Source organism: Lysinibacillus sp. GJ-1 (genome assembly GCF_021166035.1).
GTDB classification, from domain to species: Bacteria; Bacillota; Bacilli; order Bacillales_A; family Planococcaceae; genus Lysinibacillus; species Lysinibacillus sphaericus.
On sequence record NZ_CP088912.1, the window covers coordinates 2,090,264 to 2,115,990 of the forward strand.

The following is a 25,727-nucleotide window of genomic DNA, read 5'->3' on the forward strand; positions in this document are numbered from 1 at the left end:
CGTTTAACGGGAGGTGAGCCTTTGAATACTCAAAGAATCGAAGAGAAATTTAATGAAATTTATGACAAAACCTATCATCAATGTGTAGTGTATGTCATTAGCAAATGCAATCATACGAGTGTTATCCCGGATATAATACAAGAAACTTATATAGCGCTGTATCGAATACTAAAGGACAAGGGCATTGATTATCTAAAGAACCCAGAGGCTTATGTCATACGAATCGCTAAATCTAAAATCTACCAACATTATTCTTTAAAAGAAAAAGTAAAGCGTATCATACCGTTGTTTGATATAAATAAAGAAGATGAAGAATATAATCATGCAGATACGGACATAGAGCAATATGAAAATGAGATAGAGATGGCAATAGAAAACAAAGAATTATTATCTGACATTTGGAGCTTTTTGCAAACCAAACCTCAAAAAGTGCAAAAGGTATTTTACTTATTTTATTATGCTGAACTTTCAATTCCTGAAATTGCAAAATTACTACATTTAAATCAATCCACGATAAAAAATTATATTTACCGCACCACTCATGAAATACGAAAAAAGTTTGGGAAGGACGGTTGAGGCGATTATGAAGCAGCATGAACGAAAGGTATTAAAACGTGTTATAGAAGAAAACTTATTAAATAAGGAAAGGATACGAAAAAAAGTATTAACAATGGCTGAAAATGAAACGATGCCCAAGAAGAAAGATTTTTTAACGTTTTTTAAAATGAAGTTTATCGTGATTCCTTTAACAGCCTGTCTACTATTCATGTTCTTTGTAAATCTAAGTCCGACTTTTGCTCTGGCAATGTCAAAGGTTCCTGTATTAGGAGCAGTAGTAAAAGTGATTACGATTGATGAATATATAGAAAAGACAGATTCGATTGATGCACATATTAAAATTCCTCAATTCTCTGATATAGGGAATCCATCATTAGAAAATCAGATTAATACGATGATTAAGGAAAAAATTGAGAGCCTTGCTGCGAAAGCAAAACAGGACTCAGCGGAATTTAAGAAAAACTTCCTTGGAGAGAGCGAGGATGTAAGGGATATTAATGAATATACACCTAGCACATACAAATTTGATTATGAAGTAAAAAGCTCAAATGCAAAAATCTTGTCATTTATCATTAATGAAACAGAAACTACAAATGGATTAACATTTGATACAAAGTATTTTTATAATATTGATTTAACAACAGGAAAGGAACTAACGTTAGAAGATTTACTAGGAAAAGATTACGAAAAAATAGTTGATCCAGAAATAGAGCGTCAAGTGAAGGAACGTGCGAAGACCGATGAAAATCTTTGGTCGTACTATCAAGAATATTATTCTTCAAAGGGAGATGGTGGAATAGACGAATATACGTCAAAAAACTTCTATATTAATGAACAAGGAAATCCAGTCATCTTTTTCTATGAATATTACATTGCTCCACCCTATGCTGGTCCACAAGAATTTGAGATTAAACGCTAAACATATTAAAACAACAGAGAAAACCCAGTTCCCTCTACAAAAGGTACTGGGTTTTTATAGTATTTTGTCGATAAAGTAACTATATTGCAAATATTATCATTATTTCTGTTTTAACGAAAATTACGAGGTACTACATCTCCTTGGTGGGTAAACTATTAGAAATTAGGTGAAGATAATATGTCGATTGAATTAATCTTAACAGCATTAAATAAAAGGTTAGATAAAGAGAACAGCATTATCATACAAAGGGAGAATGGAGAAATTTTAAATGTAACCTGTGATTGGAATTGTCCAATATCAAATCATGAACTACAGGAATTCACTTTAGAAACTCAGCATGTTTTACCGAAGGAATTGTGCTTATTTTTAAAACATAGTAATGGAGCGAAATTATTTAATGATAATGGTCTTGGTTATGATTTCTTTGAAATATTTAATTTAAGCCAGATATTAAATTATATCCATGAATATGAGACCAATATATACTATCAAAGTGCCTATGATAAAAATTGGTTTATGATGGGTAATTATAGAGGATATGGTGATTATATGTTCGTTGATTCTCAAAAGTTGCTAATGGGGAGGATAATTATCTTATCTTTGTTCATGAAGGAGACATTCAAAGGCTACCTATGAACTTTGAAACTTGGCTGGACAGATTTATTGTTACACAGGGAGCTAGATATTGGCTATGGTAATTGCAAGTTTCATTAGTATTTTAAACAGTTCAATAAATTGACATATACATCGCATACGATATAAAATAAAAATACATCGTATGCGATATATTGTGAGGTGAAAAAAATTAAAGCTTTCTTACTTGAAGATCAACTATGTTTTGCTGTATACAAGGCAGCTAACCAATTTACAAAGTTATATCGGCAAGTGCTGGAGCCATTTGGTTTGACATATCCACAGTATTTGGTGCTACTTGCTTTATGGGAACAAGATAGTCTAGTGGTGAAAAAAATTAGCGAAAAATTGAGTTTGGGCATAGGCACGTTAAATCCAATATTAAATAAGCTTGTTGATAAAGGATGGGTGACGAAAGAAACATCGTCTAAGGATAAACGTGCTGTAATTATTTCTTTGACTGAGAAGGCAAGAGCAACTGAAACGTTGATTACAGAAAAGTTAGTGGAGAAAATGGCACATTGTGATGCTTTGACAGTAATAGACGGTGATTTAAGGGCACAGTTGCAAAATTTAAATGAATTATTAACCCAATTAAATAACATGGAGGTAAAAGATGAGTATTTATGATATCAATGTAACATTAGAAGATGGTTCAGAATATAGTTTAGAAAAATACAAAGGTAAGGCTTTGTTAATAGTCAACACTGCAACAAAATGTGGTTTAGCTCCACAATTTGAAGAATTAGAACAATTGTATACTTCTTATCGAGATATGGGGTTAGAAGTGCTAGGTTTTCCATCTAATCAATTTAAGCAAGAAATGTCTTCAGCGCTGGATGCCGCTGAAGCTTGCCGTTTAACGTATGGCGTTACATTTCCTATGCATGAAATTATCAAGGTAAATGGTAAAGAAGCACATCCTCTTTATAATTATTTAAAAACGCATTCGAAAGGCTTCTTAGGAAGTAATATTAAATGGAATTTCACAAAGTTCTTAGTTAATCCAGAAGGAGAAGTAGTAGCTCGATTTGGTCCAACTGATAAGCCAAAAAGCATTGAGTCGGATATAAAAAAAGTTTTGAATTTACACTAATATTGAAACAGCGAAAAATGCGGTTTTAACATTTTCAAAAGCCCTTCCTATTATGGAGGGCTTTTATTTTGAATGTGGGTATTCCAAAAGCTTCATATTGTTACTTAATTGTATAAATGACGATTATATTTCCTTGTTCTGTATCTATGTAAACGTTCGGATATTAAGAATTGAATAGACTAGAGAAGGAGCAGAAAAAGAAAGGGTGATAATAGATAGATGGAAATTTCAAATAATGCACTAAATCTCATAGCGAAGTGGGAAGGGTTTCGCTCCGATGCCTATATAGGTCCTGACAATGTTTGGACCATCGGCTACGGAACAACAAAATGGCCAAGTGGCAAAGCAGTTGAAAAGGGGCAAACCATTACAAAAGAAGATGCGTGGGAACTATTACGAAAGCAAGCACAAGAGCATGCTACTACCATTGAATACTATGTTAAAGTGCCACTTAACCAAAATCAGTACGATGCACTGGCAAGTTTCCAATATAATTTAGGACGATATATTTTAAGAAATAGTGCCCTATTAGTATATTTAAATAATAAGCAATGGGAACAAGTAAGCAAAGAAATGCTATTATACTGTAATGCTGGTGGAAAAAAGCTACAAGGGCTTGTGAATCGTCGTCTAGACGAAATTGCCCTTTTTTTAAAGCCTGTTGTTATAATAGATGTAAGTAAAAAAATAGAATATATTGAGATTGACAAAGAGCCAAAGAAATTCCGTATTCAAAGTGGGAAATATAATAGTCAAGAGGCAATGTTAGCTGCGATGAACGACGCATTAAAACAATATTATTTAGCGTATGCAGAACCAGTAAAAGGTAGCTCAAATGAAAATGGCTGGCGTTTTATAAGTGGTTGGTATAACGCAATAGAAGAAGCAAAAATCATTGCCGAGCGCGCTATTTTAGCAAATAAATTAAGTTACGCAACGATTCGTGGGACAACGCTTTAGGGTGTCAGGCACACAAACAATTCAGAATTGTTTGTGTGCCTGACACTAAACTTTTCTTGAATGTTTAAGTTTATGTAGTTCCTTTGTTAAATATTGAACTTGTTTTTCTAATTCATCAATTTTGTTTGAATTATTATTATTATTGTTGTTTGATTTCTGTGCTTCCTCCAATGCCATTATTGCTGCGATAGTAGCTAAGACATCTCCTAATGTAGTAATAATTCCCGCAATAACTGCTAGCTTAGCAGCATCATTTTCCATACCCGCTAAAAGATCAGTAAAATTATCCTTGTCTTTACTCATCTTTTCACCTCCCTAACCGAAAATCCTTATTACATCTTATTCCTTATCCATTTTTTAATTCGAGAGTTTAAATCAAAAGTTAGGCATAAAATGGTTTAGCTCCTATATTAAACACTTTTGCCAATGGACAAAGTGATGATTTTGAGTACAAAACAAGACAAGATAAACGTTTCAATTTATAAGCGTTCGCATTATGATTAATCATGGAAATATTTAATGATCTTCACCAAAATATATAGTAAAGTTCAGTGGAGGGTTCAAATGACACCAAAGCTTTAAAGAAGTACGTTCGGGGCGTAATCCAGATTACGCAGTGGAATTAATGGCAGAGCAAGTATTGGCCCACCAAGTAATCTCTGAAGAGGAATTAACAGTACTAAGAACGCCTAAAGAATACGCTGATCATGTAAAAGAAATGATAGAGGCTTATGGTGACTTCTCATTAGAAATTCAAGAGTTGATGGTCCAAGATTTTAAAGTTTATGTTCGCTGGAAACAGGTTGGCAAGCATATTGGTGAAGTTGATGGATTTCAGCCTACAGGTCTTCCAGTCATTGAAATAGCAAGTGCTGTATACCGCATTGAAAATGAAAAAATAGCAGAATATTGGATTCAAATTGATCGTGCTGGTATGGAAAAACAACTGGAACGCAATAAAAATTAATAACATCCCTAGTGTTTGGAAATATTTTGGGCAAACCGACCGCTTTCTCTTTTATAATCTAGTGCTAAAATTAAATATTCGATTTAAAAACAGAGTTAATTCTACATAGATTAATTCTGTTTTTTGTATTGCTTGGTCAAGCTTAAAACTTCGAGAGATTAGGTTAATGATATTATATATTATGGATTTATAAGTTTAACATGTATAATAAAGGGGTATTAAGGTAAATATTTCTATTTATGTATTAGCTTCATAATAGAATGATAACTGACCAGTACGCTACAATTATAAATCTTGGCAAAATGTATATTTATTAACGAAGAAAAAATAGGAGTGATTTGATTTGACACAATTTACAGCATTACAAGAAGCTCATGCCTTCGCAGAGGCATTTCTACTAACTACTGAGCCGTCATCTTTAAAACATCCTTATAAAAAGGATAAAGGTCGATATCCACGAGTACGAAAATTTATCCAAAACTATTTATTAAATGGTTCTAGTGAAATATTCAATTCCTCTCCAATACAACAAGGTGTTGGGCAATTAATGATGTTTTGTGCTCAGTTCGCCCAACAAAAGGCTCAAAATGGAGAACGTGATGAAGTTTACAAGGAAATTGTTAATATAATTATTCCAAAACTAATCGATAAAGCATTAAATTTCCCAACAAATCCAATTGATCAATTAGCAGGCTTAATTTATTTAGGTGCAGCAATGCTAAAAAAGTTAGATGAAACACAGAACGATGTTTCCTTTTCTAATTTAGATGCGTTGTTAGTGCAATACCGAAACCATTTTGCTAATGAAGTATTAAATTCTAAAGAATACCATATTATTATGTACTATCGTACGCCATCTGCTTGGACATATGATGATGTAGAAAAATCGTACCGTTTTGCTACGGGGCCATATGCCGGTCAAATTGGCTATTGGATAACAACGGCAGAGCCATTAACAGATCCACAGAAAACTTACTTAGATAAACAAACAGTTCTTGATGATGGAGGAAAGGTTGTGTTTGCTGGTATTCAACCAGGGACTAGTAGTAAAAATTATTTGAACCATCATGCAGATTTTAATACGAAAAACCAAAGATTTATTCTGAATTCTTCGCTGAATGCGATTGCGTGTTGGATGGCAGCACATATATATGATGTAAAGGTTCATGAGACTGGAGCTTCCTTAGAACCTGCACATAATTTGAAAAACGCAATTCGTGATGTACTTAGTTATACTCAATGGGGAATCAATACTTCAGTGGCTAATGCCTCTAAAGGTTGTTTCCAGCAAGAGCCCTATAACAATTCATTATCTGCAAAAAGGGTTCTTCCAGTGCATGGGTTTTCTGAAGTGAACCTGACAAATAATATGTTACGTGCGCGATTCGATTCTCCAGCATATAATGCATTTGCTATAACATTCTTGCAAATCTATGCAAGCTTAATAGAAAATCCGACAGCTTCATCATGGAACAGTCTTGTTCCTAATAACGATTCGGATTCGGCAGTTATGGTTACGCAGTTAATTAATACTTACGAGGCTATTTTTGATAACTATGCAATTATTAAAAATAACCTAATTAGTCATTTGTTTAGCCATGCTAAATATTGGGGAATGTACATTCCTGAGAATGCCATGTTGGGTTCATCAGCGTTAATGAAGAATCCATGGCAAATGCCTAATAAAGGTGAGGGCATCAATCAAGCAATGATTGGATTATTTAATGTTTATCCTGGCGTTACGGGGCAAGGTTCTACAAGCATTGATAATAAAGTATCAAAGGCCATAAAACTGCAACTTGATATTGGGCAATCATTACATGGTCAAAGTAAGTTTCCTTCCCATGGTCGTTCAGGTCTTTGGGATTTAGCTCGCCTAGATATATTAGCCGATGCTTGCAATACAAATGGAACTGTTGATTTTGCTACAGACCTTACTACGACTGATAAAGAATCTCCAAACTGTGCTGGAGCACGCCGAGCATTCTACGCTTTAGCGATGGCATTAGTAGTGGATCAATCTAACAATTTTGCTTTAAATTAATAGTTAAAGCTCACTACGGATAAAAGGGTAATAAACAACCGTAAGTTCTTTTTTGATTCACTAGAAATATGGAACGGGATGCTAGAAGTGAGCTAAATCGACATTAGAATCTTAGGAATTGCATGCCTTTATCAACAGGGATAGGGGTTTTTAAGAATCCGTGAGCAATGCTTTTGCTAGTTTAGCTAAAACATGTCGTTTCTTGCGCTTACCCGGGAAATTTTTTTATTTCCTGACCTTACAACCATATTTCCAATAAGACATTAGGAATGTTCAAATAGAGCTAAAAATAACGAAAGGCATAAAGAGTGCACTTCTTTATGCCTTTTGGTCAACAATATAAGCATGTGAAAAATAGGGCTTATACGTTTTTAACCCTTAGATTTATAAAATTAAAGAATTTGTGTTAATTCTGAGTTCACAAATCTTTGAGCATCAATGATAACACCTGATGCTGTTCGCCCGTAAACGCTATATAATCCACCAGTTTGATTCGGAGCAATTTCAACTTCATATTGGAACGAACCAGCTACACTTGGTGTTACAAAAGTAGAAGCATTTGCAGCGGCTAAAAAAGGAGTTGTAGATAGTAATTGTCTTGTGCCATTAAGTCGATAAACGCGGACTACTCCAGATAGAGAACCTCCAGTTAGATTAAGAATTTTGACACGCACACTAGAGGCATTAGCTGGTAGATTACCTGTATTTTCAATTGGACCAGTAGTTAAAGGCATATATATTCACCTCCTTCAAACAAAAAGTTATAATCTGCAGATTACATTTTTATAGTATGCAATGCTCTGTTACATTCTCTAGTCATATTAACCAAGTCTTTTTTAATAAAAATTAAATAGAAAAACTAATAAGTGAAAATATAAACAAAGGTGAGACTGTCTAGCAATGCATAATACCTGATAGAAATACCTAATGAGAGGGAAATATAAAAAATTATCAATAGTTAGTGATGGCGTTCAAAGTGATGATTCTATTCGTCTGAAGGTTGTGTAGTGGTGCAGTCCACCATAATTCAAGACAGTGGATGTGTTGTCAGAAATATTGTCAATTTGTTCAAATTGAGAAATATAATCTTGATAAGTTTGGAGGCAATGACTTCTTAAAATAAGTTCATAGTGGTTTCAGTGAGGACAAAGGTTTTCAACAAATGGGGGAAGTAAAAAAATATAGAGCGATTACTATCGCTCTAGAATACTATTATATAATTAAAATTCCTTGTTTCTTTCAAGCTCTTCAACTCGTTTTTCTAATTTTTTAATTTTCTTTTCATTAATACCAGTAATGAAGAAAGCTGCAATTGCTATTGAAATAGTAAATATAGCAGAAGAATCCAATGTAATACCTCCCAATATTTTTAATTAAATTATAGCAAATATAGCCACAGCTCTCCCTGCTGAATTACATGTACTTGCTTTTGAGAGTAAGCTAATGATTAATTTGTTTTTAAATGGTAAAATTAAACTGTTGTACAAAGGAGGTGTAATGCGTGGGGGAGTTCTTTATTGCAATAGTAATTTTAGTCTTGATAGTAGGGATTATAATTACCTTAAAAAAGATAAGAAGTACTAACTATAGTTCTACCAATCGAAGCCGTTCTAACTATTCAGGAAATAATACAACTGATTTTATTTCATCAGGTTCAGTCTTTTCGTTACAAGATACAGATAGAAATGATTGTTCAGACACCACTTCAAGTAACAGTGATTCTGGAGGTTCTTCGTGCGATTAATTTTTAAGTCGTTTCCGAATCGGAAATGGCTTTTTTATATTAAAATAAACTTCTATTTAATTGGTGCACCTATTAATCGCATCTCAATGACTTTCATTTTTACTCAGGGCTTGTGTCGGGGGAAGAACGGAGCGATTACAACATGTACAAATTAAAAATATAGAAGCGACAACTCTGATACGATGGTATAACAGGAATGTTTAAATTATTGTGATCTACCGTATTTAGTAAGGACACGTACAAAACGACACTGTGCTCATGAAATGATAATTAAATATTCGTCAGTTTGAAGAAATGGTATATATGGATGATGAAAGTCGATTGAAGCTAGAGCAGATGCAGGTGAATATTGATAAAACCAAATTGGAGATTGAAAAGCTTGGTTCTGATCAACAAAATAAACCTATAGAAATTAATATTGTCAGCAAAAAAAAGCAACCTTAATTGGCTGCTTTTTTGTCGTTTTGTTCAATACCAAGAGCTTCTTTAAGGGATGCTTGAAGTATCTGAGAGAAGTTTAAACCGGCATCTTCAGCTGCATCTCTTAACCAACGAGGTAGCGTACAGTTTTTAGTTACTGCTTTGTTAGCTGCTTCGTTACGATATGGGGGCATATAGATGTCAATAAATACAGTTCGATCAGTAGAATCTAATAGCTCGATGCTTTCAGGAGTCGAAGGTGCAGGAACAGGTAAGTCCTTTTCTTCTAATTCTAAAATACGAAATGCCAACATTTCTTTAGCTTCTCGAATACCAGAAGTAATATTTTCGGCCAGGATGGCAGTTCCTTCGAAATCAGGGAAATACATTCCTAAACCACCTTCAGCAACTTCAACAACAACAGGAAAGATAAAATGATTTGGGTAACTCAATTTAAAACCTCATTTCTGATTTAGTTTTATTTAATTATTATATGTTTATCCATACGAGGTAAGGTAATAAGCAAAGCGGAGGGGTTAAAACTTAACCCCTGATGTCCGTTCGATACTTCTTAAAGTTCCTTTAGGAATCGCTTGACCACTACTATGATAGCTAATGTCTGCAAATCTTGTTGGGTCATCTTTATGTATGTATCTTTGATGACTGCCAGGACCCTTATGAGTAGGAGATTTGATGAATCCTTCTTTTTTGAGTCTTTTTAGCGCTTCTCTTACGGTTACTTGCTTTCCCATTACCTTACCTCCTTTCTAATTCTATTATAACACGCATTAATAATGCGTGTCTATTTTGGAGTGCAAAAATACGCGTGTTTTTTATGCGTGTAATGTTAAAGGAGTTGAGTAAAATGACACTATTAATTGAAAAAGAAGTATATCCACATTTCGAAACTTTCCTATTCGACTGGCGTTGTAAGACTCAACTCCTCGTCGGTGGTTATGGCTCATCGAAATCCTATCATGCTGCATTAAAAATGATCTTTAAATTACTTGAGGAAAAACGTACAGCTTTAGTCGTTCGTGAAGTTTACGATACCCACAGGGAAAGTATGTTTTCTTTATTTAGCGAAATCATCGAAGATTTGGGGTTAGGGGTAAGTATGAAGATAAGCTCATCACTAATGACAGTAAAGTTTCCAAACGGATCAAAAATCATCTTCCGAGGTATGGATAAACCAGAAAAGCTAAAATCAATCAACAATATCTCACTTATCTGGTTGGAGGAATGTAGTGAACGACATTATAAGAAGTTTGAATATCGAGATAGCGCAAAGTTTACAAGCAGGTGAAAGCTACACTGAAATGGCACACAGGATTGAGAATATGGGGCGTTGCATCCATGGATATTCAGTGCCGGTTTCTTTCGATTTACTTAGTAAACGATAAACTTCCTGAATATAGACGAGGCAGAGACTACATGGATGATTTAGGACTAACGTATAGGCAGGCGTTTAACAAAGCTTACAAAGAAGTTAAGCGACCAAGTGTGACTTTACCTTATGTAAGTTTTTACGAGTGGAGAAAGAAATTTAGCAGAGAGGGGTAAAAATAAAGAGAAAATATGTGTTATTAATCTTCCTCAATAATCGCGCCCTATTGGGATTTATGCGTATCAAGTGGGGAATTTTATTTAAACTAATAACGCAGATGATGGGTTATACTAAAAATCAGAAATAGATTGTTAAGAATTATACTTAAACTAAAAAGACAGAATAATCTAATTCAAGGAAATAAGTTAAATTTAAATGATAAACTAGAGTTTACTTATAACTAATTAAGAAAAATAAACTTATATGATAGATAATAAATACTATATAGAGGTGGAATTATATGCCTAAAATTGACAATATGTTAGCAATTCTATGGATGCTTCGTTCAGGTGAAAAAATTACTGCAAAACAAATTTCGGAAAAGTTAGAGATGAATATAAGGACTGTGTATCGTTATATTGATACACTTTCAACAAGTGGCGTACCTATAATTTCAGAACCAGGACATAACGGTGGATACACTTTATTGAACAATTTTATTGAGGCTCCTCTTTTTTTTGATTTTGAGGAGCAAACTTCACTTTATCATGCTGCTGTTTTTGCAGAAGAAGCTGGATATTATGGCGGCGAAGCACTAAATAGGGCTATTTCAAAGCTAAGCAAATATTCAAATCAAGAGCAGAAAACAAAGATCAACCAACATTTAACTAGTCTTGAAGTAATAAGTCGATTAAGTTCACTCTCTATGGAAGCTTTTTTGAAGGAGTTGGAGCAGGCCATAGCTGACGGGTACTCAGTAAAAATTCTTTACCATAAAAGTGGCGAAAAGCAATTAAATTATAGATTGGTCGATCCGTACAGAATTATCTATTGGAATAATAAGTGGTATGTGATTGGATTTTGTCATCTGAGGAATGATATCCGTAGTTTTAGAGTAGATCGAATTGAAAGTCTAATGCTAACCGAAAATAATTTTAACCGGCCAGAAAATTTTTCAGCACGTGACATTTTTATAAAAAATCTTCTTCCAACTATAGAAGATAAAGATAGGATTATTTCTTTGGTTATTAATGGGGATAAAAGTGTATTGGCTGATATTTGCCAACATTGGTTTTTAGGACATTATTTACAAACACGGACTTCAAATCAAGCAGTTTTTCTTCTTGATAAAGATATAATACATACATATGTACCTTATTTACTTTTACCGTACAATAAATCTATTAAAGTTATCGAGCCAACAAGTCTTAAGAAAAGAATTATTGAAGTTCTGTCGGAATTAATAAAATTTCATCAAGTATGATAACTTCCCTGACGTTAACTGTCAGGGAAGTTATTTTATAATAGCTATATCAATTGTGATTGGAGTGTTATTGGATGCAAACAAAAAAAGTTTTTCTATATGTATTTAATACAATGTCGGACTGGGAATATGGATATTTAATTGCTGAACTTAACTCAGGAAGATATTTCAAAAAAGATTTAGCACCTTTAAAAGTAATTACAGTAGGAGCTAATAAAGAAATGATTACTACTATGGGAGGACTGAGCATAAAACCAGATATTTCACTTGATGAATGTATTCTTGAGAGTAAAGATCTTTTAATTTTACCAGGAGGGACTACTTGGAGGGAAGAAATTCATCAACCTGTCTTGGAGAGAATTGACCAAGCTTTAAAGTTTGGCACTATTGTTGCTGCAATTTGTGGTGCAACTGAGGCTCTTGCGAATATGGGATACTTAGATTCTAGAAAACACACAAGCAATGACCTAGAGTATATTAAAATGGTCTGTCCTAATTATAAAGGGGAAAAATTTTATGAGATGAGACCTGCGGTATCTGGTGAGAATTTGATTACTGCATCAGGAGTAGCACCTCTAGAATTTACGATGGAAGTACTGAAAAAATTAGATGTATTTGCACCCGACACATTACATTCATGGTATAACCTAAATAAGACTCATAAACCTGAATACTTCTTCCAGTTAATGAATTCAATAAATAGCTGAGCTAAAAAATCAACTTAGCAGTTTTATATTAGTTCAAATAAAAATCATGCTTTAGACAATGTCAAAGTATGGTTTTTGTATATAACTTAAATATAGTTTATGGAAGTAAAAAACTTACAAAGCACTCCTGAAGTTGTTATAAATAGAATTGGTAACTAAACCTCTTTTTAATCTTATTGAACAAAGGTGTGTTTTTTTCTTTGGCAATTATGTTGGAACAATCTTCTACAATCGGGCGCGATTCTATAATAAGGATTAGTGCTCGGTTTCATTAAAGGGCAGATTGCGGAATATCAATTTTTTAAGATATGGTACAAATAACGACACTTTGGGAAGGTTTTATATTTTAATTTACAAGTAGATGGAAAAAATAGTTTATAATTTATATAATGGTAATTCAAGGAGTTGATTATTTTGGAGAAATCTAAGAAAAAGGAATTATTAGACTGGGTTAAGTCTACAGTAATAACGTGTGTTATTGTTATCGCTACGATGGCATTTATTGTTTCCCCAACTAGAGTAGGTGGTGCTTCAATGATGCCAACATATGAAGATGGAGACTTCGTTCTAGTAAATAAAATTGGTAAGAAAATTTCTAGTATTGCAAGGTTTGACGTTATCGTATTCAAAACCCCTAATGATGAGATTTATATTAAACGTGTCATAGGATTACCAGGAGACCATATTGCTTATGAGGATGACACCCTTTATGTAAACAATGAAGCCTCGGAAGAACCATATTTAGATTTGTATAAAAAACAACTACTAGACACTGGTACACTAACAAAAGATTTCACTTTACAGTCTTTAACAGATCATTCCACGATACCAGAAGGCTACTTATTTGTTTTAGGTGATAACAGGAGAAATAGTATTGATAGTAGATATTCTAGTGTGGGATTAGTACCAATGGATAAAGTATTAGGGAAAGCCAACGTTAGATTTTATCCATTTGACAGTGTAGGTATTGTTAAATAATACGATTCATCAGAGAACCTATAATTACAATAACGGATATTTAGTGTTACAAGGATTTATAAAGTATACAAAAAAAACCTTATAAACGTTCCCAAAGGAAACTTTGGTGACATTGAAAGGAATTCAATAACATCTTCTAGAAACCTTAATATATCAACTTAGGAGGTTTTAAATGTCTTCTCATATTAGAGTTCGAGCTGGTGCAATAATAATAGAAAATAATGCAATATTATTAACGGTGTATAATGACCCAATAAGAGGTATCGTTTATGATTTACCTGCTGGAGGTGCAGAACCCAATGAATCAATTATAGAAACAGTAAAAAGAGAAGCCAAAGAAGAAGCGTGTATAGATGTAGAAGTAGGTCCACTAGCTTTTGTTTATGAATACACACCTCACCTTAATTTAGATAAATTTGGTAAAATACATACATTGGTTATGATGTTTGAATGCAAAATAAAAAGCCCTAGTACACCAAAATTTCCAAAAAACCCGGATTCAAATCAAATAGATGTAAAATGGCTACCTATTTTAGAGTTACAAAATATTGAAATGTACGCAAACATCGGACCTTATTTACAGGAATATACGCAAAATCCTAGAAACATTGATTTAATAGAAGAGCATAAACTAAATGAGGTATATCAAGTTCGTTAGAGTTATTTTATACAATCCCATACAAAATAACGTTCCCAAATAGAAGTTTGGACGTACACCAAAAAGTCACGAATGTTGTTAAATCAACGTTTGTGACTTTTCTTGTGACATTTTTGATTCAGCTTTTTATGCAGAGAGCGGTTCTATGAAAAGTAGCAACTCTAGAATGGTTAAGTTTTTATTATTCCTTTTCATGTTTTAAAATTTCCCTAATATCAAGGCATCTGTTAACTGTTAAATATTAATGGATAAATCACTTAAAATTGGAACTTCTATTCATGCTAGACGTATTAAAGTAAAGGGACTGTGTCAGTTCAAAGAGATATATGTAACGTAATCATTAAAAGAGAAAACGAAATGAGTATTTACATAGTGATATTACCAATGATTAGTATGTTGTTAGGTTTATATTTAGTGTGTCTGGGACTCTGGGAATTAAGACTTGGTATAGATAGAAAAAGATTTATAAACTTCTCGTTTACAGGGCTATTTTTAATCCTTATATTACCGAACAAGTTTGGGTTTCTTCAATTTAATTTTTAATAACTTTCAATAAATATCTATCTGCTAACTGAAATATAGTTTAAGTGAAAATTAAGTTGAAAAGGGATGAAATGGAGTGAGTAATGATATTAAACGATTTAAGAAAATAAGTGACAAAGTAATATACGGCTCGACTGCTGAAGAACGATTTAAAGAAGTGCACGGGATAACAATTGAGGAATGGAAATCAAAAGGAGAAGAAAGATTTAAAGTTGAAACAGGAATGAGTTACGAAGAATGGTATATAAAAAAGGTTATTTCTTCGACACCAATTGATTATCTTAAAAATCTCAATGGCTCTGTTTCTCAGGACGATATAGAACTGGTTAAAGATTTACAAGAGTTGGGGTTAAATGATGGTGTTATAAATGTATTACTGGATTATGTAAAAATTGTTAGCAAAATTGGGTTTATTCACTCGTTGGTGAGAGGTATAGGGGAAAGTTGGCTCAATAAGAACGTCACAACTATTGAAAGCGCTATGGCATTTGTCAGGGAAGAGTGGAATAAATAAAGTCCTCAAAATATATACTTCAATATCAACGTACTATCGCAAGCGAAAATGGTGAATTACCCGACGGCTTGGAGGAAGCTGAGCTCGCATTTTTATATAAAGTATTATGGACTGAAAAGGGAATGAACATTAGTGATGCAACAAAGAAAGGGAGACAAGGGCTTAGTATAATATTGGTGATGCACTCCCAGGAACGATGAGTAAGTTAAGGAAAGAGGTGGTGGAGAACCAATGGATTATTTTTCATTGATTGCTATTATATTTGTCTCACTTATTGCAGCTGTTGTTTATGAAATAAAAAAGAAAAATGATATAAAACTTGAACAAATTAAGTTAGAAAGAGATAAAGTAGCTTTGGAACAAAAAAGATTGGAAATTGAGAATAAAGTGGATTAATGATTCAACTGACGGGAGCTTTATATCAATAGCACTCAACTATTTAAAAAATTTTTATAAAATAATATCTAATCAAGCCATTCATTTTGTAGTGAACCCCAAAAGTTAGACTTATTTCGAAGAGGAGTTCTTCCTCTTCGTTATTTTAATTTAAAAGCTCAATTTTTGAATCAAACCATTGTTCCATGAAATTTATTTGTTCTCTAATTTGCTCTTTTGTGTAATTTTTATCCTCTGAAGTAACGACCCATTTTTCTTCAATATCATCATTTCTATGGACAATTGCGATAAGTTTACCTGTAAATTCATCTATTGTACTCTTTACCTTATTTGAAAGGATATAGACATCCTGTTCCTCTCTATCGCCACCAATGATTCCAGGTACGTAACCATAATTTATCGGATAGACATTATCAAAATCATCCTTATAGCCCATTGGCCGATCTACTATTATTTTCAACTTTTGTAGTTTATGAAGTTCCATAGCGACTTTTGTCCTTTCTATGCAGCCAATCTTACACGATAGGTGACTGGACTACATCCAAATTTACTCTTTATTCGCTTGTAATTGTAATAGTAGATATACTTATCAATTGCTTGTTTTATTTCTTCAAAACTAGTATAGATAGTCCCATAATATATTTCTTGTTTCAGTAGGCCAAAGAAATTTTCCATTGGCGAATTGTCTAAGCAGTTTCCTTTTCGAGACATGCTTTGAAATATTTTATTGTTTTTCAGTAGATTTGCGTATTGTCTCATCTGATACGTTATGAACGCAAGCTCCGCACGTAATAATTCATTTTCTCGTTCTAATTCTTGTTCACGCGATAATTTCTTTTCTTCCTTTGTTTTCTTCGGTTTGTCTGACATGGATGGACGTCCTTGCGTTTTTGGAGAAATTCCACCGATACCATGTTTTCTAAATGCCGTAGTCCACAATGAAACCATCGAGTCATTTGGCAGATTGAATTTATGAGCGACATCTCGGATAGATTCTCCACTATTTAAATAATAGTTTATGACATCAAGTTTAAATTGAATAGTGTAATCCGAACGTCTTTCCTGTTTCCTAAGAGAGACAAATCCTAATGCAGTTACTTGTTTCACCCACCTTCTCACCACCCCTTTACTTGAGGAAATACTAAATTGAAGAGCTATTTGTCTATAACCTCCATGCACTTGAAAGTAGGCTTCAACGACTTTTTTCTTAAACTCATAATCGTATTTTGCCAAAATAAATGCACCCCAAAAGTTAGATTTTTGGCCTAACTTTTGGGGTGCAGTACAAAATGAGTGACTTTTATTATTGCACCTGCTCGTTGCGTGTATTTTAACTTTTATAATAATGGTACCCCACGGTACCCCAAAAAGTACCCCAATTTAAAGAGTATATATGTGTTTATAGGCGTTAAAGTATTCATTCATAAAAATTTATTTTTGAATTCAATATAAAAATTTTATAACCTTCATTTTCAACCTATCGAAATCTCCAAAGCCTAAACCCCGCCAAATCAGCATTTTTACGCTATAATGTAGGACGAGGTGAAGAAAATGTTTGTGAGTGAAAAACAAATTGAGATTCGCTATGCGGAGACAGACCAAATGGGCGTTGTCTACCATGCCAACTATATCATTTGGATGGAGATTGGACGTACGCAGTTAGTGAGTGATGCGGGATTTGAGTACGCTGCATTAGAGAAGGAAGGGTATGTGTCGCCAGTAATGGATTTATCTATTTCCTATAAGGCTGCTATGCACTATGGACAGGTGGCAACCGTGCGTACTTGGGTAGAGAAACACGATCGTCTACGTACAACATATGGTTATGAAATTTTACATGAAGATGGCACGATTGCAGCAACAGCACAGTCCGTACATATTCTAGCACATAAAGAAACATTACGACCTGTTTCTTTAAGTAAAATTGACCCTGTTTGGGATGCTAAATATAAAGAAATTGCAGTGGCAACGAAATAATATCAGCAGCTTGATGTTTACATTAATTGAATTGAAGTAAGCCAAAGGCAGGACCAGAATAATAACTGGTGCTGTCTTTTTTTAACTATTTTAAATCCACCCAGTTTCTTTATCTTGCATAAAATTTGTTATATGCTATGATTAGAACAAATGTTCTATATGGAGATGGAGGGAATTATGCAACTATACATATACGATAATCGCTTTAAAGCGTTCATTGACCAGTATCAATTAACAGCTGAACAACTTGAATATACAGGAACACCGCAAGAAAGTATTGCGCTTGTTAAAGAGGATGTCAATCGACATGCCATTTTAGCAATTGAGGATGGGATGCTTGTAGTATTCTTTGTGTTACATCGAAAAGAAGGTGTAAAGCCATATTGTGAAAATGATGATGCCATTTTAATAAGAGCTTTTTCTACAGATTATCGACATCAAGGGAAGGGCTATGCAAAAAAAGCTTTAATGTTATTACCTGACTTTGTCAAACAGCATTACTGTGACGTCAATGAAATTGTATTGGCTGTTAATGTAAGGAATGAGGCGGCACGAGGACTATATAAGAAGTGCGGTTATACCGATAAAGGTGTAAGAGTGATGGGAATAAAAGGGGAATTAATCGTTATGAGCTACAATTTGTAAAAAGAATTGCAAAAAATCCACTGAGCCATTAAAGCAAAGTGGATTTTTACTAGCTAGATAAGCAATGTCTATTTCCTTGAAGTATTACTTAGCTCGTTTAAACAAGAATTTCCAAGAAATGAAATTGACAATGACCAGTACAAAGAAATAAATAAAAGTACCATAAGAAATGCTTGTTGCCAGTAGATAGTGTATAAATGCAAGTATACCTAATGGAATAAATAATATTAAGGCCTTCCAACTCTGCCCATCACCGATTTCGTCAAAGGGCTTCGTGAAAGGAACTTTGTTTTCAAAGCCCATGTAGCAAATGATTGTGTACAAACAGCTTGCTACTAAAACAATCAATAAATCTGGAATGATTCTCGGGCCATAAATAAAGCAAAATACGATGCTAAGAACGAGATACAGCGGAATATATAGCTTTATTAAAAAGGCTTTTAAACTACCCTTTTGTAAGTCTGTATAGTCTTTAATTGGAAAGACTTTGTAGATCCAAGCCGCTTTATATTTTGCGGAATGACCTAACATCATCACAGCAGATGGAATAATCAGCATACTAAAATAAATATTTAAATAGCTTATACTGGTCGAGTAGTCAACATGATCTGACCGCATCATATTAAACATAAAAATAAATGGTATCACGAAAGAAAACCCTAATGATGGATACACTTTTAATTTAAAATCCCGTTCTTGTTTCATCATAAGAGAGGCAAAACGATAAAATGCCTTTTCCTCACTTGTTCGGCATATAAAAGATAAGAAATAATCTTTTAAACGACTTTTCCTTTCCTTCTTTGATTTGCTCGTACTTAATAACTTTTGTAAATTCCGCTCAAAGGTTGGAATTAACGTTATATAGAGCCCTATTGAAATAAGTGGTATAAAGACGGAGAAGATAGTGCCTACTAACGTGAAGTAAGAGTTATTACCATTTAAGATAAGCTCATAAGGAGCGGCAAACCACATAGGGATGATGAAAATACTCCACCATTTGAACGTTACGACCATTTCAAGGTTGACAAACTCAAAGGAGCGAATAAGCACTTGATAACCAATCATTAACACTAAGGATAAGCCAATTTGCACATAATTAATGATGTCCTTTAGCATTTCTCCATCAAAAAATCTTAAAATCACAATATACAAAATAGTTGTAAGCACGACAATGAAAATATTGATGAAGATAAGTGCGAATACGGTTAATAGAAAGAATAATATTCCTTGTGTAAACAAGCTGACTAAAAGGGGAATCGCCGTTAAGGCAATTGTTAAATAAGTTAAATAAATAAGAATATGCAATATTTTAGCGGCATTTATCGTTTTAGCATTAATCGGCTTCGTTGACAGGATGCTTTTGTCACGAACATCAAGTAGTACAGAAGAAAAATCGGAAATCAAAGTAGTCATCACGATAAAGATAACTATGCCGTATGCAATGCTCATTTGAAAATGATAGTTATCACCAAACCCCATAAAAGGAATGAGTATAAGACCATAAAGGGCGTAAATCCATAAAGATTTGAAGTAGCTATTTTTTTGATCTTTTTTATTTTGGTTAAAGATGGTTGGTACTTTTCGTTCATCCATCGTTAGTTTAATATGGAGGATTTGTCTCATAATCGAATAATCAATGCCCATTTTCCGAAAAATAAATTGCATTTTATCAAGTAGTTGCAGGACTTTGAAATCTTTCATTACTACACCTCCTGGACAACCGCTACGAATTGTTCACCAATTTCTTTATGATTATGAAAACCTGTTAGTTGGTTGAAAATCCCCTCTAACGTTCCGGCCGTATTAGCTGCTTGTAGTTGAGCAAATGTTCCATCAGCAGCGATTTTTCCATCATTCAGTAATATAATGCGACTACTGATTTTTTCGACCACATCCATGATATGGGAGGAATAAAATATCGTTTTACCTTGGGCTGCTAATTGCGTTAAAATCTCTTTGAAAATCATGACACTATTCGCATCCAAGCCGTTTATAGGTTCATCCAAGAACAGTAAATCTGGATTATGTATAAGGCTGGCGATAATTAATAGCTTTTGCCTCATGCCTTTTGAATAAGAAGATATTCTTGCATGATAGGCTTCTCCAACACCGAACAATTCCATTAATGATTTAGATTTGGCGGTCGCTACATCTAAATGCAATCCGTAAAGCAGGCCGATGAAAGTCAAATACTCATAGCCAGTTAAATTATCATAAACATCGGCTATTTCAGGCACATAGCCAATTTTCCGTTTATAATCAATGCTATTTTGTTTAATATCCTCCCCAAATAGCTTAATTTCACCACCATATTCCCCTTCAATCCCCAATATAATTTTGACAGTTGTACTTTTGCCAGCGCCATTCGGACCGATGTAGCCAATAATTTCGCCTCTTGACACATGTAAGTCAATTCCTTTTAAAATTTCTTTGCTGCCATAGCTCTTCGTTAAGTTCATAATCGTTAAAATCTCTTGTTGGTCCATGTTATAGCTCCTTTCTGTTTAGAAAATTAACCATACAACGGTATTAGCACCATTTTTCATCGTGCTATATATTATTATACATGATTTTAGCAATCTGTTATTAATTACAAATTCCTTTGTAAAAATTTGATTCGCTTTAACAGGAGATTTTCTGCAAGTGTAGAAAGTATATTCTATATAATTCAGTAATTTTCAGGAATAGGTGGCAATTTTGATTATTTAAAAAGGGATCACGCAGTCGAAGCAGCACTTCAGTTTATTACAAAACATTTGCCTCATTGCGATGGGGCTTTATTGGCTGGAAGTGTCATTCGGGGAGAGGCGATAGAGACCTCGGATTTAGATATTGTCGTTTTTGATAAAAATCAAAAGACAGCCTAATGAGGAGCTAGATAAAATGAATATTGATAATGTAGTTTTAAAATTACTTGAGTATAGTACTTCAAAGCCTAAAATAGAAATAACTTGGGATAATAATCAGACCAGTTTATGCGAAATTGATACATTTTATGACACAGACAACGGATTAGAACTTCATGACGAAGGCTATGAGGAATATCATGTTGCATTGGTGAAAGAGGTGACGAATAACAAATATATCGAAATAGGAATAGGTGATAAGAGACCTGTAATTATTAAATTAGCAGATACAGGGGAAGTTATATTTAACAAATAAATATAACTATGATTAACTTACTTAACATTAAAAAATGACCAAGTTCTCTATTAATATTGAATTTGGTCATTTTCTATTGCTATTAATTAAAACTATATGTGCAATAAATGTGTAGTTGAGCAAAGTTAATCGTAACATGATGATTATAAAGAATATTCCGAACCCCTCTAAAAATTAGTTATGCAAGACCTTTAGCGAAAATTATTAATTCGCTTGGCTTCGCCTTGCACCATAGGGTGGAAAATTATTTGACGGTTTTTCAGTAGGGAAGTAATAAGCATCCTAATGCACAAGTGAAAATTTTGAAACAAATTGTCCTTTCTTGCGTAGTACAATAGGAAGGGCAATATTTTTAATGATAAAATAACATTAAGTATTTATTTAAAGGTGGGAAATAGAATGGGTTTATTAAAAGCAGGTATTGGGGCATTAGCAGGTGTATTAGAAGATCAATGGCGTGAGTATTTCTACTGTGAGTCCTTATCAGCAGATGTCCTTGTTGCTAAAGGTATTAAACGCACTTCGAAACGTGGCTCAAATAAAGGAAATGACAATCTGATTAGTAATGGTTCAATCATTGCCATTAATGAAGGGCAATGTATGATGATTGTTGAGCAAGGCAAGGTAGTGGAGTTTTCTTCCGAATCCGGTGAATATGTTTATGACACATCTACAGAGCCATCTATTATGTATGGGGATGATTTGTCAGCAAACATTACGGAAACGTTTAAGCAAATTGGAAAGCGTTTCACATTTGGTGGAGAGCCTGCTAAAGATCAACGTGTGTATTATTTCAATAAAAAAGAAATCGTTGGCAATAAGTACGGAACACCTGCGCCAATTCCTTTCCGTGTCATTGACCGCAATATTGGCTTAGATATTGATATTACCATTCGTTGTCATGGTGAATATTCTTATAAAATAGTAGACCCATTATTATTTTATACAAATGTCTGTGGAAATGTAGAGCGTGAATATACGCGGGATGCCATTGATAGTCAATTGAAAACAGAGCTTATGACGGCATTACAACCAGCATTTGCTCAAATTTCGGCAAGTGGCGTGCGCTATAGTGAAATCCCTGCGCATACAGTGGCGCTGGCAGATGCTCTTAACAAAGTGTTATCTGAAAAATGGTTGGCAACACGTGGTTTAGCAGTCGTATCATTTGGCATTAGTTCATTAAAAGCTTCTGAAGAAGATGAAGCGATGATAAAACAACTACAGCGCAATGCAGTGATGCGTGATCCTGGGATGGCGGCTGCGCATTTAACTGGGGCACAAGCAGAGGCGATGATTGCAGCTTCACACAATGACGGCGGTGCAATGGCTGGGTTCATGGGGATGAATATGGCAACACAAGCGGGTGGCGTCAATGCAAGCCAACTATTCCAAATGAGCGAGCAAAATAAACAGAGACAAACAACAACGCCACAACAATCGAGCCCATCCAATGCTTGGACATGTTCATGTGGACAAGAGAATACGGGTAAGTTTTGCTCAAACTGTGGTGCAGCAAAGCCAGTAGAAGAAGGCTGGCCATGTTCATGTGGCACAATCAATAAAGGTAAATTCTGTAGTGAATGTGGGGCAAAAAAACCGTCTGGCGCATTGCAATATGCTTGTGATAAATGCGGTTGGCAGCCAGAAACTCCTGCAAATCCTCCGAAATTTTGCCCTGAATGTGGCGATGTTTTCGATGATAATGATCTAAAGTAAGGAGATGACTGATGATGACGACGCAAGAAATGGAAAACGTCAAAGAGGCAAAGCTAGAATTCGATGCTGAATGTCCATCATGCAGTGCATCAATTGAGTTTAACCCCGCAACAGGCAAGCTAACTTGTCCATATTGTGGCTTTGAAACCGAGATTGCCAAACCGGAAAAGGAACAAGAAAAAGTGGCCCAAGAAATGGATTTTGCAAAGGCCGAAGAGCGAGGAAACTTTAACTGGGGCGTAGAGAAAAAAACGGTTGTTTGTAAAGCTTGTGCTGCTGAAACGATTTATGATGCATTACAAGTAGCAGATAGCTGTCCATATTGTGGCTCAAATCAAGTAATGGAAGCGAGTGCTTCCAATACACTTGCACCAAATGGCGTATGTACATTTGAAGTAACAGATAAACAAGCAGGCGAAAATTTTCAAAAGTGGATTAAAAGTAAATGGTTTACGCCAAAGGCTGCTAAAATTAGTGCAAAGCCGGATGCTTTTAAAGGTGTTTATCTACCTTATTGGACGTTTGATACAAAAACAAGCTCACGCTATTCGGCAAGCTATGGTAAGCATCGAACGGTCACTGATAAGGATGGCAATCAGCGTACAGTTACAGATTGGTATACTACCAGTGGTTTCTATCAGGAATTTATAGATGATTATTTAATTAGTGCAACAACTCGCTATGATCGTCAGATGATGCGAAAAATAGAGCCATTTAACTTATTAAATAATAAATCCTATAAACCGGATTATGTAGCAGGATTTCTCTCAGAACGCTATAGCATTGGTTTACAGGATGGCTGGAACCAAGCAAAGAGAGAAATTCACGATCATTTAGAAGCGGAAATTACGGCAAAGATTCGTTTAGAAAAATTTGCAGATGTTGTCTCCAATTTGCGATTTTCTACAACACATGATGACATTACATATAAGTATTTAATGTTACCAATATGGCTTTCTTCTTTTAGATATAAAGAGAAAATTTATCGATTTATGGTGAATGGTCAAACAGGTCGTGTTGGAGGAGACGCACCGATTTCGCCATTGCGTGTAACAATTGCAGTCCTTGTATCGTTAATGATTGCGGCAGTAGTCTGGTATTTCTTCATGAATGAATAACGAATAATAACCGTATCCTAGAAGTGTGTACATTTTTTACTTTTAGGACACGGTTTTTTATTGTGAATTTTGTCGAAAAAATGTCGAACGCTGTAAAAAAATGTGCAATTATGATAAATGTCACTATTCATCACGGTTCTGTCTATGTATAGTTGCATAAGTTATAAGGATTAATACTTTACAATAGACAGGGAGCACAGCATTTAATGAACAAGAAAATAGCATGGGTTACAGATACAGCAGCATTGTTAGATGAAAAATTCATACAGGACAATCAAATTCACGTGTTACCACTCAATATTGTTTTTGAAGAGGGCGTATTACGAGAAACTGTTGATATGACACATGATGAATTTTATGACAAACTTCGTACTACTAAAACACATCCAAAGACATCGCAACCTGCCATTGGTGAAGTGGTAGCGTTATATAAATCGTTAAAACAGCAAGGCTATGACTGTGCTATTGCTATTCATACTTCGCAACATTTGTCGGGCACTTATTTAAGCGCTTTCACAGCAGCACAACAAGCACAATTTGAAGTATATCCAGTTGATTCTAAAATCGGTTCATTCCCAATGATGAAAATGATAGAACTCGGGCAGCAATTAGAACGCGAAGGCGTCCCACCACAACAAATCGTTGAAAAAATCAATGAACTTGCAGATCATAGCGAGCTGTCCTTTATCCCAGCGAGCTTATCACAATTGCATAAAAGTGGCCGTGTGTCAGGGACACAGGCGTTTTTGAGTCAACTATTAAATATAAAAGTCGTTATTTCTTTTGATAATGGTAAAGTTGTCATGAAGGAAAAAGTACGTGCACTAGCAAAAGCAAAAGCATATGTAGAAAACCTTCTAATAAATGATTTAGACTCACATCAAATTCCAGAAGTAGCTGTTATTCACTGTAATAATGAAGAAGGTGCGATGAATTGGAAATTAGCCCTAGAAAAAGCGTATCCGTTTATTATTTTTCACGTTCTGCCATTGAGTGCTTGTGTCGGTGTGCATGCAGGGGAAGGAACACTTGGACTGAGTTGGGTACGCAGACCGGAGACAATCGCACAAAAACAACAGGAAAAAGAATTAGTGACGGTCTAAACGAACAAACGAATAACAAAAATATGGCATGTGAAGTTGCGAAATTCCTATAAACA

Annotated in this window: 28 protein-coding genes and 5 pseudogenes; 23 read left to right on the forward strand and 10 right to left on the reverse strand. The window is 34.3% G+C overall.

What is annotated here, in order from left to right:
* The first annotated feature begins 21 nt into the window (after positions 1 to 21).
* The 6 genes from LO754_RS09935 (at position 22) to LO754_RS09960 (ending at position 4,166) form a co-directional block, all read left to right on the forward strand.
* Positions 22 to 576 (forward strand): RNA polymerase sigma factor, encoded by a 555-nt coding sequence (locus tag LO754_RS09935; protein WP_024361871.1) that lies wholly within the window; start codon positions 22 to 24, stop codon positions 574 to 576.
* A gap of 7 nt (positions 577 to 583) precedes the next feature.
* Entirely contained in the window at positions 584 to 1,477 is an 894-nt protein-coding gene (locus LO754_RS09940) for a DUF3298 and DUF4163 domain-containing protein (RefSeq protein ID WP_231786147.1), read from the forward strand.
* Between the two features lie 177 nt (positions 1,478 to 1,654).
* Complete coding sequence (locus LO754_RS09945) at positions 1,655 to 2,113, forward strand: SMI1/KNR4 family protein (protein WP_231786148.1); 459 nt, start codon at positions 1,655 to 1,657, stop codon at positions 2,111 to 2,113.
* Between the two features lie 159 nt (positions 2,114 to 2,272).
* Positions 2,273 to 2,740 carry a MarR family transcriptional regulator gene (locus tag LO754_RS09950; RefSeq protein WP_231786149.1) on the forward strand — a complete coding sequence of 156 codons (468 nt, stop codon included), beginning with the start codon at positions 2,273 to 2,275 and terminating at the stop codon, positions 2,738 to 2,740.
* Entirely contained in the window at positions 2,727 to 3,206 is a 480-nt protein-coding gene (locus tag LO754_RS09955; RefSeq protein WP_024361867.1) for a glutathione peroxidase, read from the forward strand. The genes LO754_RS09950 and LO754_RS09955 overlap by 14 nt, the downstream gene beginning before the upstream one ends.
* Positions 3,207 to 3,425: 219 nt before the next feature.
* Positions 3,426 to 4,166: a lysozyme gene (locus LO754_RS09960; protein ID WP_024361866.1), complete on the forward strand. Its 741-nt coding sequence runs from the start codon at positions 3,426 to 3,428 to the stop codon at positions 4,164 to 4,166.
* A gap of 45 nt (positions 4,167 to 4,211) precedes the next feature.
* On the opposite strand, the gene LO754_RS09965 is transcribed toward LO754_RS09960, so the two are convergent.
* Complete coding sequence (locus LO754_RS09965) at positions 4,212 to 4,469, reverse strand: hypothetical protein (RefSeq protein WP_231786150.1); 258 nt, start codon at positions 4,467 to 4,469, stop codon at positions 4,212 to 4,214.
* A 274-nt stretch (positions 4,470 to 4,743) separates the two neighbouring features.
* On the opposite strand from LO754_RS09965, the pseudogene LO754_RS09970 reads away from it, so the two are divergent.
* Positions 4,744 to 5,133, forward strand: a pseudogene (locus tag LO754_RS09970) (ester cyclase); the annotation flags it as partial.
* 343 nt (positions 5,134 to 5,476) lie between these two features.
* Positions 5,477 to 7,177, forward strand: a complete 1,701-nt coding sequence (locus tag LO754_RS09975) for a hypothetical protein (RefSeq protein ID WP_231786151.1) — start codon at positions 5,477 to 5,479, stop codon at positions 7,175 to 7,177.
* Positions 7,178 to 7,569: 392 nt separating this feature from the next.
* Here the strand turns inward: LO754_RS09975 and LO754_RS09980 are convergent, their stop codons facing one another.
* Entirely contained in the window at positions 7,570 to 7,911 is a 342-nt protein-coding gene (locus LO754_RS09980; RefSeq protein ID WP_024361862.1) for a hypothetical protein, read from the reverse strand.
* Between the two features lie 486 nt (positions 7,912 to 8,397).
* On the reverse strand, positions 8,398 to 8,526 hold the full coding sequence (locus LO754_RS23435) for a hypothetical protein (protein WP_255313812.1): 129 nt from the start codon (positions 8,524 to 8,526) through the stop codon (positions 8,398 to 8,400).
* A gap of 698 nt (positions 8,527 to 9,224) precedes the next feature.
* Between LO754_RS23435 and LO754_RS09985 the strand changes: the two genes are divergently transcribed.
* Positions 9,225 to 9,365, forward strand: coding sequence for a hypothetical protein (locus LO754_RS09985; protein ID WP_158694860.1), 141 nt, complete (start codon positions 9,225 to 9,227; stop codon positions 9,363 to 9,365).
* Here LO754_RS09985 and LO754_RS09990 read toward each other — a convergent pair.
* A complete protein-coding gene (locus LO754_RS09990; protein ID WP_108030888.1) occupies positions 9,362 to 9,793 on the reverse strand; it encodes a type II toxin-antitoxin system HicB family antitoxin in 432 nt (143 codons plus the stop codon). The two genes, LO754_RS09985 and LO754_RS09990, sit on opposite strands and share 4 nt — an antisense overlap.
* A gap of 84 nt (positions 9,794 to 9,877) precedes the next feature.
* The gene (locus LO754_RS09995) at positions 9,878 to 10,093 is read right to left on the reverse strand and encodes a type II toxin-antitoxin system HicA family toxin (RefSeq protein WP_108030887.1); all 216 of its coding nucleotides are present in this window, start codon (positions 10,091 to 10,093) and stop codon (positions 9,878 to 9,880) included.
* 113 nt (positions 10,094 to 10,206) lie between these two features.
* Here LO754_RS09995 and LO754_RS10000 point away from each other — a divergent pair.
* The 7 genes and pseudogenes from LO754_RS10000 to LO754_RS10030 all read left to right on the forward strand — a co-directional run.
* Positions 10,207 to 10,614, forward strand: a pseudogene (locus LO754_RS10000) (PBSX family phage terminase large subunit); the annotation flags it as partial.
* 574 nt (positions 10,615 to 11,188) lie between these two features.
* A complete protein-coding gene (locus tag LO754_RS10005; RefSeq protein WP_231786152.1) occupies positions 11,189 to 12,151 on the forward strand; it encodes a helix-turn-helix transcriptional regulator in 963 nt (320 codons plus the stop codon).
* Positions 12,152 to 12,225: 74 nt separating this feature from the next.
* A complete protein-coding gene (locus tag LO754_RS10010) occupies positions 12,226 to 12,858 on the forward strand; it encodes a type 1 glutamine amidotransferase family protein (RefSeq protein ID WP_231786153.1) in 633 nt (210 codons plus the stop codon).
* A gap of 414 nt (positions 12,859 to 13,272) precedes the next feature.
* On the forward strand, positions 13,273 to 13,836 hold the full coding sequence (lepB, locus tag LO754_RS10015) for a signal peptidase I (protein WP_231786154.1): 564 nt from the start codon (positions 13,273 to 13,275) through the stop codon (positions 13,834 to 13,836).
* A gap of 172 nt (positions 13,837 to 14,008) precedes the next feature.
* Positions 14,009 to 14,494, forward strand: a complete 486-nt coding sequence (locus LO754_RS10020; RefSeq protein WP_231786155.1) for an NUDIX domain-containing protein — start codon at positions 14,009 to 14,011, stop codon at positions 14,492 to 14,494.
* Between the two features lie 619 nt (positions 14,495 to 15,113).
* Entirely contained in the window at positions 15,114 to 15,551 is a 438-nt protein-coding gene (locus tag LO754_RS10025; protein ID WP_231786156.1) for a DnaD domain protein, read from the forward strand.
* Between the two features lie 231 nt (positions 15,552 to 15,782).
* Entirely contained in the window at positions 15,783 to 15,947 is a 165-nt protein-coding gene (locus LO754_RS10030) for a hypothetical protein (RefSeq protein WP_158694859.1), read from the forward strand.
* A gap of 145 nt (positions 15,948 to 16,092) precedes the next feature.
* On the opposite strand, the gene LO754_RS10035 is transcribed toward LO754_RS10030, so the two are convergent.
* The 3 genes and pseudogenes from LO754_RS10035 to LO754_RS10045 form a co-directional block, all read right to left on the reverse strand.
* Positions 16,093 to 16,431: an inorganic pyrophosphatase gene (locus LO754_RS10035; protein ID WP_231786157.1), complete on the reverse strand. Its 339-nt coding sequence runs from the start codon at positions 16,429 to 16,431 to the stop codon at positions 16,093 to 16,095.
* Between the two features lie 17 nt (positions 16,432 to 16,448).
* Positions 16,449 to 16,712: pseudogene (locus tag LO754_RS10040) on the reverse strand (transposase); the annotation flags it as partial.
* A gap of 120 nt (positions 16,713 to 16,832) precedes the next feature.
* Positions 16,833 to 17,126: pseudogene (locus LO754_RS10045) on the reverse strand (transposase); the annotation flags it as partial.
* A gap of 372 nt (positions 17,127 to 17,498) precedes the next feature.
* On the opposite strand from LO754_RS10045, the gene LO754_RS10050 reads away from it, so the two are divergent.
* Both LO754_RS10050 and LO754_RS10055 read left to right on the forward strand, forming a co-directional pair.
* On the forward strand, positions 17,499 to 17,924 hold the full coding sequence (locus LO754_RS10050; protein ID WP_024361851.1) for an acyl-CoA thioesterase: 426 nt from the start codon (positions 17,499 to 17,501) through the stop codon (positions 17,922 to 17,924).
* A gap of 177 nt (positions 17,925 to 18,101) precedes the next feature.
* Positions 18,102 to 18,569 (forward strand): GNAT family N-acetyltransferase, encoded by a 468-nt coding sequence (locus tag LO754_RS10055; RefSeq protein ID WP_231786158.1) that lies wholly within the window; start codon positions 18,102 to 18,104, stop codon positions 18,567 to 18,569.
* An 84-nt stretch (positions 18,570 to 18,653) separates the two neighbouring features.
* On the opposite strand, the gene LO754_RS10060 is transcribed toward LO754_RS10055, so the two are convergent.
* Positions 18,654 to 20,270 (reverse strand): hypothetical protein, encoded by a 1,617-nt coding sequence (locus LO754_RS10060; RefSeq protein ID WP_231786159.1) that lies wholly within the window; start codon positions 20,268 to 20,270, stop codon positions 18,654 to 18,656.
* A gap of 2 nt (positions 20,271 to 20,272) precedes the next feature.
* Positions 20,273 to 21,055: an ABC transporter ATP-binding protein gene (locus LO754_RS10065; RefSeq protein ID WP_231786160.1), complete on the reverse strand. Its 783-nt coding sequence runs from the start codon at positions 21,053 to 21,055 to the stop codon at positions 20,273 to 20,275.
* Between the two features lie 198 nt (positions 21,056 to 21,253).
* On the opposite strand from LO754_RS10065, the pseudogene LO754_RS10070 reads away from it, so the two are divergent.
* From LO754_RS10070 to LO754_RS10090, 5 genes and pseudogenes are all read left to right on the forward strand, one after another.
* Positions 21,254 to 21,421: pseudogene (locus LO754_RS10070) on the forward strand (nucleotidyltransferase domain-containing protein); the annotation flags it as partial.
* A gap of 31 nt (positions 21,422 to 21,452) precedes the next feature.
* Entirely contained in the window at positions 21,453 to 21,731 is a 279-nt protein-coding gene (locus LO754_RS10075; RefSeq protein WP_024361847.1) for a hypothetical protein, read from the forward strand.
* 399 nt (positions 21,732 to 22,130) lie between these two features.
* Positions 22,131 to 23,450, forward strand: coding sequence for an SPFH domain-containing protein (locus tag LO754_RS10080; RefSeq protein WP_024361846.1), 1,320 nt, complete (start codon positions 22,131 to 22,133; stop codon positions 23,448 to 23,450).
* Between the two features lie 14 nt (positions 23,451 to 23,464).
* On the forward strand, positions 23,465 to 24,568 hold the full coding sequence (locus tag LO754_RS10085) for a hypothetical protein (protein WP_435892067.1): 1,104 nt from the start codon (positions 23,465 to 23,467) through the stop codon (positions 24,566 to 24,568).
* Positions 24,569 to 24,774: 206 nt separating this feature from the next.
* Positions 24,775 to 25,671: a DegV family protein gene (locus tag LO754_RS10090; protein ID WP_024361844.1), complete on the forward strand. Its 897-nt coding sequence runs from the start codon at positions 24,775 to 24,777 to the stop codon at positions 25,669 to 25,671.
* Positions 25,672 to 25,727 lie beyond the last annotated feature (56 nt).

Bases quoted from the DNA above. Each gene is read 5' to 3' on its own strand.
- LO754_RS09940 (WP_231786147.1), top strand. From the start codon at position 584: ATGAAGCAGCATGAACGAAAGGTATTAAAACGTGTTATAGAAGAAAAC.
- LO754_RS09945 (WP_231786148.1), top strand. From the start codon at position 1,655: ATGTCGATTGAATTAATCTTAACAGCATTAAATAAAAGGTTAGATAAA.
- LO754_RS09955 (WP_024361867.1), top strand. From the start codon at position 2,727: ATGAGTATTTATGATATCAATGTAACATTAGAAGATGGTTCAGAATAT.
- LO754_RS09960 (WP_024361866.1), top strand. From the start codon at position 3,426: ATGGAAATTTCAAATAATGCACTAAATCTCATAGCGAAGTGGGAAGGG.
- LO754_RS09965 (WP_231786150.1), bottom strand. From the start codon at position 4,469: ATGAGTAAAGACAAGGATAATTTTACTGATCTTTTAGCGGGTATGGAA.
- LO754_RS09980 (WP_024361862.1), bottom strand. From the start codon at position 7,911: ATGCCTTTAACTACTGGTCCAATTGAAAATACAGGTAATCTACCAGCT.
- LO754_RS09985 (WP_158694860.1), top strand. From the start codon at position 9,225: ATGGATGATGAAAGTCGATTGAAGCTAGAGCAGATGCAGGTGAATATT.
- LO754_RS09995 (WP_108030887.1), bottom strand. From the start codon at position 10,093: ATGGGAAAGCAAGTAACCGTAAGAGAAGCGCTAAAAAGACTCAAAAAA.
- LO754_RS10005 (WP_231786152.1), top strand. From the start codon at position 11,189: ATGCCTAAAATTGACAATATGTTAGCAATTCTATGGATGCTTCGTTCA.
- LO754_RS10010 (WP_231786153.1), top strand. From the start codon at position 12,226: ATGCAAACAAAAAAAGTTTTTCTATATGTATTTAATACAATGTCGGAC.
- LO754_RS10020 (WP_231786155.1), top strand. From the start codon at position 14,009: ATGTCTTCTCATATTAGAGTTCGAGCTGGTGCAATAATAATAGAAAAT.
- LO754_RS10030 (WP_158694859.1), top strand. From the start codon at position 15,783: ATGGATTATTTTTCATTGATTGCTATTATATTTGTCTCACTTATTGCA.
- LO754_RS10035 (WP_231786157.1), bottom strand. From the start codon at position 16,431: ATGGAACTTCATAAACTACAAAAGTTGAAAATAATAGTAGATCGGCCA.
- LO754_RS10050 (WP_024361851.1), top strand. From the start codon at position 17,499: ATGTTTGTGAGTGAAAAACAAATTGAGATTCGCTATGCGGAGACAGAC.
- LO754_RS10055 (WP_231786158.1), top strand. From the start codon at position 18,102: ATGCAACTATACATATACGATAATCGCTTTAAAGCGTTCATTGACCAG.
- LO754_RS10060 (WP_231786159.1), bottom strand. From the start codon at position 20,270: ATGAAAGATTTCAAAGTCCTGCAACTACTTGATAAAATGCAATTTATT.
- LO754_RS10065 (WP_231786160.1), bottom strand. From the start codon at position 21,055: ATGGACCAACAAGAGATTTTAACGATTATGAACTTAACGAAGAGCTAT.
- LO754_RS10075 (WP_024361847.1), top strand. From the start codon at position 21,453: ATGAATATTGATAATGTAGTTTTAAAATTACTTGAGTATAGTACTTCA.
- LO754_RS10080 (WP_024361846.1), top strand. From the start codon at position 22,131: ATGGGTTTATTAAAAGCAGGTATTGGGGCATTAGCAGGTGTATTAGAA.
- LO754_RS10085 (WP_435892067.1), top strand. From the start codon at position 23,465: ATGACGACGCAAGAAATGGAAAACGTCAAAGAGGCAAAGCTAGAATTC.
- LO754_RS10090 (WP_024361844.1), top strand. From the start codon at position 24,775: ATGAACAAGAAAATAGCATGGGTTACAGATACAGCAGCATTGTTAGAT.